Origin of the sequence: Rhodococcus sp. DMF-1, from assembly GCF_021441945.1 — a bacterium.
Taxonomy (GTDB): Bacteria; Actinomycetota; Actinomycetes; order Mycobacteriales; family Mycobacteriaceae; genus Rhodococcus; species Rhodococcus ruber.
This window is the reverse complement of the sequence record NZ_CP090442.1, coordinates 3426739-3440036: the sequence shown is the minus strand read 5'-3', so window position 1 is coordinate 3440036 and position 13298 is coordinate 3426739. Positions and strand designations below refer to the sequence as shown.

General features: G+C 67.4%; 11 protein-coding genes and 1 pseudogene. 3 read left to right on the top strand and 9 right to left on the bottom strand.

Features of this window, described 5'->3' with window-relative positions:
- Positions 1 to 125 precede the first annotated feature (125 nt).
- The 9 genes from LZP97_RS15565 to LZP97_RS15525 form a co-directional block, all read right to left on the bottom strand.
- Positions 126 to 1904, bottom strand: coding sequence for an AMP-binding protein (locus LZP97_RS15565; protein ID WP_234574751.1), 1779 nt, complete (start codon positions 1902 to 1904; stop codon positions 126 to 128).
- 66 nt (positions 1905 to 1970) lie between these two features.
- A complete protein-coding gene (locus LZP97_RS15560; protein ID WP_010593409.1) occupies positions 1971 to 2768 on the bottom strand; it encodes an SDR family NAD(P)-dependent oxidoreductase in 798 nt (265 codons plus the stop codon).
- A complete protein-coding gene (locus LZP97_RS15555; protein ID WP_010593408.1) occupies positions 2765 to 3325 on the bottom strand; it encodes an aromatic-ring-hydroxylating dioxygenase subunit beta in 561 nt (186 codons plus the stop codon). The genes LZP97_RS15560 and LZP97_RS15555 overlap by 4 nt, the downstream gene beginning before the upstream one ends.
- Positions 3322 to 4602 carry an aromatic ring-hydroxylating oxygenase subunit alpha gene (locus tag LZP97_RS15550; protein WP_010593407.1) on the bottom strand — a complete coding sequence of 427 codons (1281 nt, stop codon included), beginning with the start codon at positions 4600 to 4602 and terminating at the stop codon, positions 3322 to 3324. Before LZP97_RS15550 ends, LZP97_RS15555 begins: the two co-directional genes overlap by 4 nt.
- Before the next feature lie 78 nt (positions 4603 to 4680).
- Complete coding sequence (locus LZP97_RS15545; protein WP_064065720.1) at positions 4681 to 5799, bottom strand: NDMA-dependent alcohol dehydrogenase; 1119 nt, start codon at positions 5797 to 5799, stop codon at positions 4681 to 4683.
- 39 nt (positions 5800 to 5838) lie between these two features.
- Complete coding sequence (locus LZP97_RS15540; RefSeq protein ID WP_010593405.1) at positions 5839 to 7314, bottom strand: aldehyde dehydrogenase; 1476 nt, start codon at positions 7312 to 7314, stop codon at positions 5839 to 5841.
- A gap of 77 nt (positions 7315 to 7391) precedes the next feature.
- Complete coding sequence (locus LZP97_RS15535; protein WP_010593404.1) at positions 7392 to 7712, bottom strand: 2Fe-2S iron-sulfur cluster-binding protein; 321 nt, start codon at positions 7710 to 7712, stop codon at positions 7392 to 7394.
- A 40-nt stretch (positions 7713 to 7752) separates the two neighbouring features.
- A complete protein-coding gene (locus tag LZP97_RS15530; protein WP_010593403.1) occupies positions 7753 to 8991 on the bottom strand; it encodes an NAD(P)/FAD-dependent oxidoreductase in 1239 nt (412 codons plus the stop codon).
- Entirely contained in the window at positions 8988 to 10319 is a 1332-nt protein-coding gene (locus tag LZP97_RS15525; protein WP_064065721.1) for a cytochrome P450, read from the bottom strand. The genes LZP97_RS15530 and LZP97_RS15525 overlap by 4 nt, the downstream gene beginning before the upstream one ends.
- 563 nt (positions 10320 to 10882) lie before the next feature.
- Between LZP97_RS15525 and LZP97_RS15520 the strand changes: the two genes are divergently transcribed.
- The 3 genes and pseudogenes from LZP97_RS15520 to LZP97_RS27495 all read left to right on the top strand — a co-directional run.
- A complete protein-coding gene (locus tag LZP97_RS15520; protein ID WP_010593401.1) occupies positions 10883 to 11959 on the top strand; it encodes a LuxR C-terminal-related transcriptional regulator in 1077 nt (358 codons plus the stop codon).
- A 117-nt stretch (positions 11960 to 12076) separates the two neighbouring features.
- Complete coding sequence (locus LZP97_RS15515; RefSeq protein WP_010593400.1) at positions 12077 to 12301, top strand: hypothetical protein; 225 nt, start codon at positions 12077 to 12079, stop codon at positions 12299 to 12301.
- Positions 12302 to 12481: 180 nt separating this feature from the next.
- Positions 12482 to 13255, top strand: a pseudogene (locus LZP97_RS27495) (serine/threonine-protein kinase); the annotation flags it as partial.
- Positions 13256 to 13298 lie beyond the last annotated feature (43 nt).

Genomic DNA, 13298 nt, shown 5'->3' with positions numbered 1-13298 from the left:
CCTTGGTCGTTCGTGAACCAGGAGCTATCACAATGGGATTCGGTCCCGGAGACCTGCGACGGAACCAGGACTCGTTCAGGTGCGTTCGCGCACCCCGGGGCGCTTGCAGCCCCGGGGGACGTGACTCAGGACCGCAATTCGGGGAACTGGTCGTCGCGCCATTCACCGGCACCGGCGACGCCGGATTCCTCGCGGCCACGCAGTTCCACGCGGCGGATCTTGCCGGAGATGGTCTTCGGCAGGTCGGCGAACTCCAGGCGGCGTACGCGCTGGTACGGCGCGAGGTTCGCGCGGGCGTGCCGCAGAATCGCCAGTGCCGTCGCCCGCGTCGGCTCGTGACCCGGCGCGAGGCTGACATAGGCCTTGGGCACGGCCAGCCGGACTTCGTCGGGGGCCGGCACGACCGCGGCCTCGGCGACCGCCGGATGCTCGATCAGCACGCTTTCCAGCTCGAACGGCGAGATCTTGTAGTCACTGGCCTTGAACACATCGTCCGTGCGCCCGACATAGAAGATGTAGCCGTCGGCGTCCCGGGAAGCGACGTCGCCGGTGTGGTAGAAGCCCCCTGCCATCGCCTCGGCGTTGCGTTCGGGATCGCCCAGGTAGCCGGTCATCAGGCTCATCGGTCGCGCTGTCAGATCGACGCAGAGCTCACCCTCTCCGACTCCGTCGACCCGCGCGCCGGACAGCGGATCGACCAGCACGACCGGAACACCGGGCAACGGCAGCCCCATCGATCCGGGCTTGACCGGCATACCGGGTACGTTCCCGACAGCCAGTGGCAGCTCGGTCTGGCCGAACCCGTCGCGGATCGTCAATCCCCATTGCCGCCGCACCTGATCCATGACTTCGGGGTTCAGCGGTTCTCCCGCGGAAAGCAGCTCACGCAGCTGCCCGGGGCCGCCGGAGAGGTCGGCGTTGATCAGCATTCGCCACACCGTCGGTGGAGCACAGAACGTGCTCACGCCGGCCCGGCGGATCTGTCCGAGCAACGCGGCGGCATCGAAGCGGGAATAGTTGTAGACGAAGATCGTCGCTTCGGCGATCCACGGGGCGAAGAAGCAACTCCAGGCGTGCTTCGCCCAGCCCGGCGAACTGATGTTCAGGTGGACGTCCCCGGGTGCGGCTCCGACCCAGAACGAGGTCGCGAGGTGCCCGAGGGGGTAGGACACCTGCGTGTGCTCGACGAGTTTCGGCCGGCTCGTGGTGCCGGAGGTGAAATACAGCAGCTGGGGGTCGTGCGGAGCGGTACCGGGGTGCGTTGCACGGGGAACGTCGAGCGCGTACGCGCTGGCGAAGCGCACCCAGCCGGCCGGCGCGTCATGCCCGCCGCCGACCACGAAACGCGTGTACTCACCCTCGATCTCGTCGAACTTGGCGGTGTCGGCGACGTTGGCGACGACGTGCCGGGCACCGCCCCGGCCGATGCGATCGGCCAGATCCACCGGGCCCAGCGCGGTGGTCGTGGGCATGATGACCGCACCGAGCTTCATGACCGCGAGCATGGCCTCCCAGAGTTCGACCTGGTTGTTCAGCATGAGGACGACTCTGTCGGCCCGGGCCACCCCGTGGGCGGCCAGATGGGCGGCGACCTGATCGGACCGGCGTGCGAGCTCGTCGAAGGTGTACTTCGCCTCGGCGCCGTTCTCCTCCACGATCCACAGGGCCACCCGGTCGTTGCCCCGTGCGATCGCGTCGAACCAGTCCACGGCCCAGTTGAACCGCTCCCCGAGATCCGGCCAGGTGAACTCGTCGACCGCCTTGCGGTAGTCGCGGCCGAGATCCTGGAGCAGATCGCGGGCCGACCGGTAGAGTTCGGTTGCTGTGCCGGGGGTCGACAGTGGTTCGGGAGCAGAAGCATCCGTGACACGAGATGTGTCGTCGACGTGGGATACGCCGGTCATGGCTCACCTTTCGGGGTAGGGACGCTGGGTGCGGGTCGGTCTGTGCCGCGGCGGAGCGGAGAGGTTTCAGCCCATGCTGCTGCCGCCGTTCACACTGATCACCTGGCCGGTGACGAAGCCGGATTCCGGGCGAAGGAGATAGGCGACGGCGCCGGCGACTTCGTCGGGAACGGCAGGGCGTCCCATCGGAATGAGCCGCACCGCGTCCTCGACGACCGGCCGCAGAACCTCGGGGAGGCGGTTCGCTTCGATCGCGGCGGCCAGCTCCGCGGTCAGGGTGTAGGCCGGCGCCACGGTGTTCACGGTGATGCCTGCGGGCGCGAACTCGCGCGCCAATCCGACGGCGAACGCGTGCACCCCGCCCTTTGCGGCGTTGTAGACCGCGTGGGCGGTGAGCCCGTTGCGCACGGACTCGGCGCCGATGTTGACGATGCGTCCCCCGCCGTTGTCGACGAGATGGGGGAGCAACGCCATGCTGGCCCGCAGCGTGGTCCACAGGTTGTTGTCGATGGTCGACTTCAGCGTCTGCTCGGTGTGCTGGAGCGTCGGCGCGATGACGCCCCCGCCGGCGTTGTTGACGAGTCCGTACACCGGGCCGAACGCGTCCGTGGCCGCGGTGAGCATCGCGTCCGCGGCGCCCGGGAGCGCCAGATCACCGACGAATCCGGTGGGCTCGGGAACGCCGGGGGGTGCGCTCAGCGCCCCGAGCCCGCGATGGAGTTCGTCCTCGTCCCGGGCAGCGACGAGCAACGACGCGCCGTCGGCGAGCAACCTGCGGGTGATCGCGAGACCGATGCCGGTCGCTCCTCCCGTGACGACCACGGTGCGGCCCCGCAACGGTGCCCCGTCCAGTTCGGCGTTCACAGGATGATCGCGACGTCGGACACCTGGCGCAGGCTTCCCATGCGCAGCACGCACCGCTTCGACGCGATCCGCAGGTGCCCGTCGACGACGCGCAGTCGATAGTGGTAGCGGCCGGCGTAGGTGTAGGAGCGTTCGCCGCGGAAGCGCCAGACGACGAACTCGGCGACCACCGGAAGCTCGGCTGCACCGCCGGTGCCGTCGACGACCGGGCGCAGCCGCACGTTGGACACCTGGTGGCTGGTGGCCGAGTGCGGGTATTCCCGGTGTGCCCGGCGGGAATTGAGTCGCTCCACGCGGCAGGACAGACGCAGGTGGTCGTCGTCGACGAGCACCAGGTCCCGGGCCGGGTCGGCGTCGGGGGTGTCGTTGCAGGGCACGACGTAGCGGCAGTCGTCGGTGTAGAGGGTGATCCAGGTGTCGAGGTCCCAGTCGTCGAGCAGTTCGGCCTCGAGGTAGAGCAGGTCCTCGACTCGGCTGCGGGTGACCTGCCGAAGGTCGCCGACCTGCGGGGAGGGCGCCGGCGCGGCCTTCGGGGTCTCGGGTGCGGTGGTGGTCATCGGGCCTCTCCGATCATCTGCTCGTTCCAGCGTCGCCAGAAGGCACGCATCTGCTCTTCGTCATTGGCCTCGGGCGTGCGCGCCATGCCGCGTGAGATGTCGTTCCACTCCACTCCGCCGCTGTGGAAGCCTTGCTGGCAGGACTCAAGGGCTTCGATGTCGTCCGGGGTGGCGAAGCCACCGGGCCCCAGGAAGGTGAGGAAGCTGTCGAGACGGCGCTGCCGCAGCTGGGATTGCTCCTGACTCGGAGCGAGCTCCCAGGCGGTGATCTCCATCCGGTCCGCGGAGACAGGCATGAAGGTGCGTACGGTGACAGCCATGATGTCGTTGATCACCAGGTTCGGGTAGATCAACAGGTTGCGGTTGACGTCGGCCATGCGCGCGGCGCGCTCTTCGCCGTGCTTGGCCACGAGTTCGGCGCGCAGCCGGCCGATCTCCTCGCGCGCGCCCTCACCGAACAGCGGCTCCCACTTCGCCACCGGTCGGCCCCACGGTGCGGTGTATTCGAGTACCGCGTGCCCGTTGCCGAGCGCCTTCGCCGTGCCCTGGACCCCACCTGCGAGGTCGGTGCCCAGCGCTACCAGGTACTTGAAGTAGGTGTCGTGGGTGCTGACCGCGTGGTAGCCGTCGATGCTGTTCTCCGCCAGGAGTTTCCAGTTGGCATTGATCGCGTACTCGTTGGTTCCGGAGATGATTTCCGCGTCCTCGACCGCGTCGACGACGAGGTCGAGGTACTCCGTGGCGCCCGCCAGGTAGTCGACCAGGGGCACGATGTCGGGATCGTAGGAGAGGAAGACGAAGCCGCGGTAGCTGGCGACCTTGGCGGCGGGCCGGAGCCCGAGTTTGCCGAAGTCGAGGTCGTCGCCGTAGGCCTGGCGGTCCGGGATGCCCACCAGTTCGCCGTCGGTGTTGAACGACCAGGCATGGTAGAAGCACGAGAAGATCTTGGCGTTGCCGCGTTCGGCGCGGCAGACCATGGCGCCGCGGTGGGTGCAGGTGTTGTGGAAGACGTTCACCTGCCCCGATCGTCCGCGGACCATGAAGACCTGGCGTCCGCCGACGGGGCGGCGCACGTAGTCGCCCTTCTTGCGGATTTCCGACTCGTGGCCGACGTAGAGCCAGCTGTGCGCGAAGACCCGCTCGAGTTCCATCGCATGAATCTCCGGTGAGGTCATGGTGGAGCGGTGGACACGGAAGCTGTGTGCTTCACGATCGTCCTCGACGAACGGTCCGTGGGGTGTCGGTAGCTGGGTGGTCGGGTCGTCTGTGACGGTCATCGGTGCCTCTCTGGGATTGGGCCGAGGTTGGTGCGGGGAGGGGATCCGAGGGGCCGGATCGGCGCAGTCGTGCGGTCGCTAGAACCGGATGACACCGCGGATGTTGGTGCCTGCACGCATGTCGTCGTATCCCTGGTTGATGTCGTCGAGGGCGTACTCGGTGGTGATCAACTCGTCGAGCTTCAGATAGCCGGCCTGGTAGAGGTCGAGCAGCTTGGGGATGTCTGCGCGCGGGCTCGACGAGCCGAACAGCGAACCCACGATCTTCTTCTCATAGAGGATCAATTCGAGGATCGGTACCGGGATGCCGACGGCGGTGGCGTTTCCGAGGGCAGTGACAACGACCGTGCCCTGCTTGCGGATCCCGGCGAATGCCTGCGCGATGTGGTCGCCGGTGATGACGCCGACGGTGACGATCGCGACGTCGGCGCCCTGGCCGTTGGTGAAGCTCTTCGCGGTCTCGATGGCCTCCTCGACGGTGGCGAATGCGTGGGTGGCACCCAGCGAGAGCGCCATGTCCCGCTTGAAGGCGACCGGGTCGACCACGATTACCCGTGCCGCGCCGGCGTGCACGGCACCCTGGACGGCGTTTGCGCCGATGCCGCCGACACCGAGGATCAGCACGGTGTCGCCGGGTTGCACCTTGCCGGTGTTGACCGCCGAGCCCCAGCCGGTCCCGACTGCGCAACCGAGCAGGCACGCCTTTTCCAGCGGGGTGTCCGCCGGGACTTTGATGGCGGAGTCGACGGCGACCGTCGTGTATTCGGAGAAGGTGGAGATGCCGAGCGCCTGGGCGACGGGGGTGCCGTCCTCGAGTTGCAGCCGGAAGCTCGTCGGATCTTCCCAGCGCGAGCCGACCAGGACATTGGCGCCGAGGTCGCAGAGGTTCTGGTGCCCGGTGGAGCACCAGCGGCATTTTCCGCAGGCAGGCAGGAACGAGAAGATGACCTTGTCTCCCGGTTCGAAGCCGGAGGTGTTCGGGCCGACCGACTCGACGATGCCGGCGCCCTCGTGTCCACCGCAGACCGGGTAGACAGCGACGGGGAGGTCACCGGTGGCCATGTGGTCGTCGGAGTGGCACAGCCCTGAGGCGACCATCCGGACTCGGATCTCGTTCTGTCGGGGTTCGTCGACGACGAGGTCGACGATCTCGAACTTGCCAGGGGCTTGGCGGAGAACGGCGCCGCGGCTTTTCATGAGGACTCCTCGGTTGTGGGTCGGTGTGACGGGTTCTGCTCAGGCCTGCGCGGCCGAGGCGTCGAGATAGACGGTCTTGAGGACCTGGTAGCTGTGCAGGGCCTCGGGTCCGAGTTCACGGCCGATGCCGCTGGCCTTGATTCCGCCGAAGGGGGCGACGGGGTCGTTGACGTAGCCGTTGATGCCGATGCTGCCGGTGCGCACCCGGCGGGCGACGGCCTCGCCACGCTCCGGGTCGGCGGTCCAGACACTGCCGCCCAGGCCGTAGTCCGAGGCGTTGGCGATGACAACGGCCTCGTCCTCGTCGGTGTACGGGATCACCGACAGGACCGGCCCGAAGATTTCCTCCTGGGCGATGGTGTGGTTGTTGTCGACATCGGCGAACACGGTCGGCTGCACGTACCAGCCGCGGTCGAGGCCCTCCGGCCGGCCGCCGCCGACGGTGAGCCGGGCCCCCTCGGCCTTCCCCTTGGCGATGTAGGACTCGACCCGATCGCGTTGCCGTGCCGAGACCAGCGGACCGACCTGAGTGGTCTCGGCCAGGGGGTCGCCGATCCGCAGGGAGGACACGAGTCCGCTGACGGTGTCGACGACCTCGGCGTATCGCGATCGCGGCGCCAGTACGCGGGTCGAGAGCCAGCAGATCTGGCCGTTGTTGAGAAGTGTCGAGGCGAAGAAACTCTCGATCGTCGAAGCCAGGTCGGCGTCGTCGAGGACGATCGCGGCGGACTTGCCGCCGAGCTCGAGGGTCACCGGGCGCAGCAGGCGCCCGCACGTCTCGGCGATCGTCCGGCCGGCCGCCGTCGACCCGGTGAACGAGACCTTGTCCACCTGCGGATGGGCTACCAGGTAGGCCCCGACATCGCCTCCGCCGGGCACGACGTTCAGCACGCCCGCCGGCAGTTCTGCCTCGGCGGCTGCCTCGGCCATCAGCATGGCGTCGAGGACCGTCTCCGGAGCAGGCTTGAGCACGACCGTGCACCCGGCGGCCAGGGCGGGGGCGAGCTTGAGGAAGGTGATTCCCTGCGGGACGTTCCACGGGACGATCGCGCCGACCACCCCGATCGGCTCACGGATCACCCGCGCCTGCCCGCCGAGCATGCCCTGCCGGGTCTCCTCCTGGGGGGTGTCGGCGACCAGGCCGGAGTAGTAGCGCAGCAGCAGGGCCGGGAACCCGCCCTCGAACTGCTGAGCGAGCCAGATCGGCATACCGTTCTGCGAGCTCACTCGGGTCGCGGTTTCGGGGGCGCGCTTCTCCAGTGCCACCGCGAAACGCTCGAGCGCCTCGCGGCGGCGCGCCGGATCCCAGCGGGACCAGCCCTGAGGGTCGTCGAATGCCCGGCGGGCGGCGGCAACGGCGTCGTCGATGTCCCGCTCGGTAGCCTCCGGGACGCTGCCGAGGCGTTCCTCGGTGGCCGCGGCCCGCACCTCGAGGGTGCGTGAGGACGACGGGTCGGCCCAGCCGCCGTCGATGTAGAACTGCCGATAGTCGGTGGTTCCGGTGAGTGCGGTCATTGGTGTGGTTCCTTTGTGCGGTATCTCGGGATGCGGGCAGGCAGGCGAGCAGGGTGGGCAGGGTAGGCAGCGCCGGGTCAGCCGTTGGAGTCGGGCACGATCACTCGGACGCCTTCGCATGCGGCGTTCACGATGAGCTGGCATGACAGTCGGGAGCGTTCGTCGACGTCGTCGGCGTATTCGAGTAGGTCGCGCTCCTCGTCGGTCGCCTCGCCGAACAGATCGGCGAACTCGGAGTCGACGTGTACGTGGCAGGTCGCACAGGAGCAGCTGCCGCCGCATTCGGCGACGATGCCGGGCAGGTTGTTGCGCACGGAGCCGTCCATAATGCTTTGTCCTGCAGGAACATCGACGATGTGGGTGGTTCCGTCGGGGACGAGATAGGTGATCTTCGGCATGATATTCCTCGGGTCGTACGTGGGGTTGGCGGGTGTCGTTTCAGCGGACGGCGTCGCGCAGGGCGATACCGGGGTCGGCCAGCCGAACCGGATCGACGCTGGTGCCGGCGCCGATCCACTTCTTGCCTGCCATGAAATCCGGTGAAGCGTTGGCAGACTCCACCGCCACCGGCACGCCGTCGCGTAGGTGAAACAGTGCGAATCGGCCCGTCTCCGGGTCACCGCGGCGGACGACGTCCGCTCCCGGCCGCACGACGCCGGCGATCTTCAGCTTCAGATCGAACTGGTCGGACCAGAACCATGGCGTCTCGGGCTGCGGCGACGGTGTGCCCAGGATCGCGGCTACCGCCTGCCGGGCCTGCTCCGTCGCGCTCGGGATGCTCTCGAGTCGCCCGATGCCGTCGAGTCCGGGCACACGCCGGCAGGTCACGTCTCCGATGGCGAGTATCGCGGGATCGCTTGTGCGAGCGAACTCGTCGACGACGATGCCGCCGGCCGGGCCGCGCTCGAGGTCGCAGGCTGCGGCCAACTCGTCGCACGGCAGGGCACCGATTCCGACCAGCGCCGCGGTGCAGTCGATTGTCTCGCCGCCTTCGAGCACAACGCTCTGCACCTGCCCGGCGGCGCCCTCCAGTCCGGTGACTCCGACACGGGTCCGCACTACCGTGCCCTGCTCGGTATGTCGCGCGGTGAGAATCGCCGACAGCTGGGGGCTCGCGACGCGGGCCAGCACTCGGTCCTCGCGTTCGAGAACCACGGCCTCCGCGCCCGCGGCGCGGGCCACCGCAGCGACCTCCAGTCCGATGTAGCCGCCACCGATGATGGCCAGCTTGCGCCCTTCCCCGACCCACTTGCGCAGGGCGCGGGCGTCGCCGAGATTGCGTAGCGCACCGACGCCGGCCAGGCCGGCGCCCGCCACCGGCAAGGGACGGGGACGGGACCCGGTGGCCAGGACCAGCACGTCGTAACCGATCCGCTCGCCAGAGGCCGTGACAATCCTGCCGGCTTTACGGTCGATCTCGGTGACCTGTTCGCCGAGGCGCACCTCGACGTCCTGCTCCCGGTAGAACTCCGGGGGTCGCAGCCACTGCTCGAGCTCTCCCTCGGCGAACTTCTTCGACAACGGCGGCCTGTGGTACGGGTAGTCGAGTTCCTCACCGAGCATCGTGATCCTGCCGGTGTGTCCCTCCTGTCGGAGCAGGCCCACGAGTGAGGCCGCGGCATGCCCTGCGCCCACGACCACCACATTCCGGTCGGCCGCCGACAGCGTGGTGGTCATGTGAGTTCCAATCGGACGGGAAGGTTCTTCAATCCACCGACAAAGTTGGTCTGCACGACTTTTCGCTCACCGGTGACCTCGATCGTGTGGATGCGCGGGAGCAACTCCTCGAACATGATCCGCAATTCCTGCTTGGCCAGATGCTGCCCGGTGCACATGTGCGGTCCGTATCCAAAGGCTATGTGTCGATTGGGCTTCCGGTCGAATCGAAACTCGTCAGGCGCGTCGAAGACCTCGGCGTCACGGTTGCCGGACTGGTACAGCATCATCAGCCTGTCACCGGCTTTGATGTGCCGACCCCGAAGTTCGTAATCCTCGGTGGCCTGGCGCATGAAGTGCTTCGCCGGTGAAATCCAGCGCAGACCCTCGTTGACCAGGTCACCGATCAGCGACGGGTCTCGCTGCAACGCGGCGAGTTGCTCGGGATGATGAGCAAGTGCTTCGAGGGTGCCGGCCAGGGTGGAAGCGGTGGTGTCGTGCCCGGCGGTGGAGATCGTCACGAACCAGCTGTAGGCAAACTTCTTGGGCCAGTACTCCCCATCGGCCTGCCGTGCGTTGGCGATGAGGGAGGCGAGATCATTTCGGGGATTGGCGCGGCAATCTTCTACCAGTACATCGAAATAGGCGAAGAAGTCCGAAAGGGCGTTGGCCCACTGCTTGGCCGCAGCTTCCGGGCTGAGCGGTTCGACGTCGTCTCTGGCTTCGTCCGGGTCGGCTGTTCCGAAGAACTCCTGCGTCAACGCCAGCATCCGTGGCTCGTCTTCCTCCGGAACTCCGAAGAGGGTCATGATGACGTGTAACGGGTAGAACATGGCGAAATCCTTGACGAGATCGATCTCGTTCACTCCCGGTCGCAGCCGCCGCGCAATCTCATCCACGGCCAGCGTTCGGATCCGGTCCTCCCAACGCTTGAGGTTGGCCGGACGGAACCAGTCCGCCGCGACATCCTTGACCGCGGTGTGCTCGGGCGGATCCAGGTAGGGCAGGGCATCGAAGATGCGGAGGCTCCCACCGGTGAGGCTTTTGGTGAAGGCATCGCCGGCCTGGTTGGTCAGGATCGGATTGTGCGAGCCGGGTTCGGACCCGCCCCCGTTGGAGAAGAGTTGCGGTTGGCGTTCGATCTCCATGATGTCGGCGTGCTTGCTTACCAGCCACAGCGGGTCGTAGCCTTCCACGTGCACCTTGGCGAGCGGATTGTTTTCCCGGAGCCATTTGTAGGCTGCGAACAGAGTGGTTTCGTCTCGGTGACCCTCGGGAAGAACGATCTGGCGGGCAATTTCGTCCGGTACGGGTCGGGTGGGACCCGTGATGGCCTCGATGGTGGTCACAGTTTTCCTCCGATGGGTGGCAGCAATGTCGCGGAGACGTCGCGGTCCGGCCGTCCGTTGCGTGACGCCGATCACTCGAGTCCCGATAATCTTCGATCCCGGGCGGGGTGATGCGCATCACTCCCTGGGCGCACGTTTCTCATCCCAACGGCTGACTCGGCCTCGACGACCACCTGCGCCCAAGGGGGACGAGCGCGTCGCCACGCCTATCGTTCGACGGACAGGAGGAAGATTCGAAAACATGCATCCATGTCTCACCCCGCGGTCGAGTGGCTCGGCGGACGGGCTCCTGGGCGCGGTCGGCGCGGGCGAGCGAGAAACGCCACCAGTCCGGGCTCGAACGAACTACGCCGATCGGATTCCTTCAGAAAACCCGGAGTATTGAGACATGCATGCATGATTTGCTAACGTTTCTCTTATCTGCTCTGGCAATATGGCCGGGAAGGAGCACCGAATACGTGGTACCGACGATGCCTTTCGGGTCGACCGCGGCCGGCCGCGCTTCTTCGCCTGCGCTACGCCCTGTCGGGAGTGTCGGCGAGGAGTTGGAGCGGGCCCGGGGCGTGCTGGCACTTGCCCACGAGCTCCTGGGACGGGGCGCCCCGGCGGATCCGCGCACTGCGGCCGACCTCGACGAGGCCGATATCGCCCTCGAGGTCGTCGAGGAGGCCCTCACGCGCAGGCTCGGTGAAACAGCGCCAGGCGCGGAGATCGCACGTCTGCTCGGATTGTCTCAGCAGGTCGGTCACGCGCGGGTGATGTTGCGCCAAGCCGAGTTGGCGCAGCGATCGGAGGCGATCGCCGGAGTCGGGCGGGCGCTCGATGCGCTGCGGACCGTCGGGTCGGTAGCCGACCTCGTCCGGTTCGCCCCGACCCATGTCGGCGAGCTGGGGTATCAGCGGTGCATGCTGTCCCGCGTCGAGGGCAACCGCTGGGTGGCGAAGTCGTGCTACGTGCGGAACGATTCGGCGCTCGCTGCCGAGATCCTTGAGGTCGGCAGTCGCAGCAGAACCCTGGGCCACCGGCTCATCGAAAGCGAGATCGTGCGGCGCCGTTCTCCGGTGCTGGTCCCCCGGGCGCAGGCCGACGACCGCGTGGATCCGGGCTTCAAGCAGGTCACAAGCACATCCTCCTACGTCGCCGCTCCCATCATGGTCGGCTCCGGAGTGTTCGGCTTCGTCCACGCCGACAGCCCGAGCGACGGGCGGGAGGTCGGCGAGTTCGATCGGACGCTTGTCCGCACGTTCTCGGAATGTCTCGGCTATGCCCTGGAACGTCTCTACTACCAGGAACGCCTCCGGACGATCCGGCGGCAGGTCACCGCCGTCATGGATGCCTCGCCGGACATGCTGGACGAAATGATCGGTTCCAACGAAGAGCCGGCGAACGATTCGGTCGTTGCGCTTCCGGGATATCGCCACCCGATGCAGTCTGGCCACCCTGCGGGGAATGTGGACCTGCTGACCCGGCGGGAGCTCGAGGTCCTTGCGCACATGGCCGAGGGCGACTCGAATGCCCGCATCGCGAACCGGCTGTTCATCTCGGAGGCCACCGTCAAGGCCCACGTGAGGCACATTCTGCGCAAACTCGGTGCCGCCAACCGAGCCGAGGCGGTCTCCCGCTACCTTCGGGCGGGGTAACTCCCTCCGGCGTCGAGGAATCCGACGCGAGCGGGGGCGGGGTGCCCTGCGGTCCCGGCTCCGGCTCCAGGAATCGGGGATCGCCGAGTCCGGTCTTCCGATGCTCCGGGGCCCGCTGTGACCGGACTCGAGCCGGGCGGCATGTTTTCACCGATGGTTCTGTGGCACGCCGAAATCGCTTCTCCCGTGCTGGAATTAGACAACCGCGCGATCGCCGCGCTCAGCATCGCAGGTGCCGTCGACCGATTCGGGCCCGAGCTCCACGCCTCCTCGGTCCGGGCGGGGGCAACCGGGGCGGCCGCCACCATCGCGAATCGGGCGCACATGCCGGAAGACACGTGAGATGTGGCGCCATGAGTGCGGGACGGGTCTGCTCCGACTTCCGTTACTCTCGCCGGCCTCGACTCCCGCCTCAGTCTGTGCCGGTAAGGCTAGAATGAGGAACCAACCCCAGGTAGAGCCATGAGTAACCATGATCCGACCGGAGACAGTCAGTGGCGTAACAGTCGGTGAGGACGAACCGTGTCCGACGAAGCCGTCGAGCATCCCTCGAATCAGTTCGAGGCAGAGATAGCGAACGAGCTGGCTGCTGTCGGATTCGACGAGCCTCGGGTGCTGGGCCGCGGCGGGTTCGGCATCATCTACCGTTGCCGTCAACCTGCCCTGGACCGGGTAGTGGCGATCAAGGTCTTGAGCTCGAGCCCCGGTGAGTCCGACCGCACCCGCTTCCTGCGTGAGCAGCAGGCGATGGGCCGGCTGTCGGGGCATCCGAACATCGTGCACGTGCTCGAGGCCGGCGTCACCCATACCGGGCGTCCCTACATCGTGATGCCGTTCCACCGCCGCGACTCGCTCGAAGCGTGGATCACCCGACGCGGGCCCCGCACGACCGCCGAAGTTGTCGACATAGGCATCAAGCTGGCCGGAGCCCTCGAGACGGCGCATCGGGCCGGAGTGCTGCACCGGGACGTCAAACCGGCGAACATCCTGATTTCCGAGTACGGCGAACCGCAACTCGCCGATTTCGGGATCGCCCGACTGTCGGACCGGCAGGACACCACCCGGGGGCTCATAGTGGGTTCTCCCGCCTACACCGCGCCGGAGGTGTTGCACGGACATCCTCCATCGGTTGCCTCGGACGTCTACGGGCTCGGCGCGACCTTGTTCACCGCCCTGGCCGGTCGACCGGCCTTCGCGCGCCACCGGGGTGAGGAACTGGTGGCGCAGCTGCTGCGGATCAGCACCGAACCGATCCCCGACCTGCGCGAGAACGATGTCCCGGAGGGCGTCCGGGTGGTGATCGAGCAGGCGATGGCCCGCGCCCCTGCCCACCGCTTCG

What these genes read in the sequence shown, in the direction of transcription:
- LZP97_RS15530 (WP_010593403.1), bottom strand. Translation starts at nt 8,991, where the DNA reads ATGACCACCACGCTGTCGGCGGCCGACCGGAATGTGGTGGTCGTGGGC.
- LZP97_RS15535 (WP_010593404.1), bottom strand. Translation starts at nt 7,712, where the DNA reads ATGCCGAAGATCACCTATCTCGTCCCCGACGGAACCACCCACATCGTC.
- LZP97_RS15540 (WP_010593405.1), bottom strand. Translation starts at nt 7,314, where the DNA reads ATGACCGCACTCACCGGAACCACCGACTATCGGCAGTTCTACATCGAC.
- LZP97_RS15545 (WP_064065720.1), bottom strand. Translation starts at nt 5,799, where the DNA reads ATGAAAAGCCGCGGCGCCGTTCTCCGCCAAGCCCCTGGCAAGTTCGAG.
- LZP97_RS15550 (WP_010593407.1), bottom strand. Translation starts at nt 4,602, where the DNA reads ATGACCGTCACAGACGACCCGACCACCCAGCTACCGACACCCCACGGA.
- LZP97_RS15555 (WP_010593408.1), bottom strand. Translation starts at nt 3,325, where the DNA reads ATGACCACCACCGCACCCGAGACCCCGAAGGCCGCGCCGGCGCCCTCC.
- LZP97_RS15565 (WP_234574751.1), bottom strand. Translation starts at nt 1,904, where the DNA reads ATGACCGGCGTATCCCACGTCGACGACACATCTCGTGTCACGGATGCT.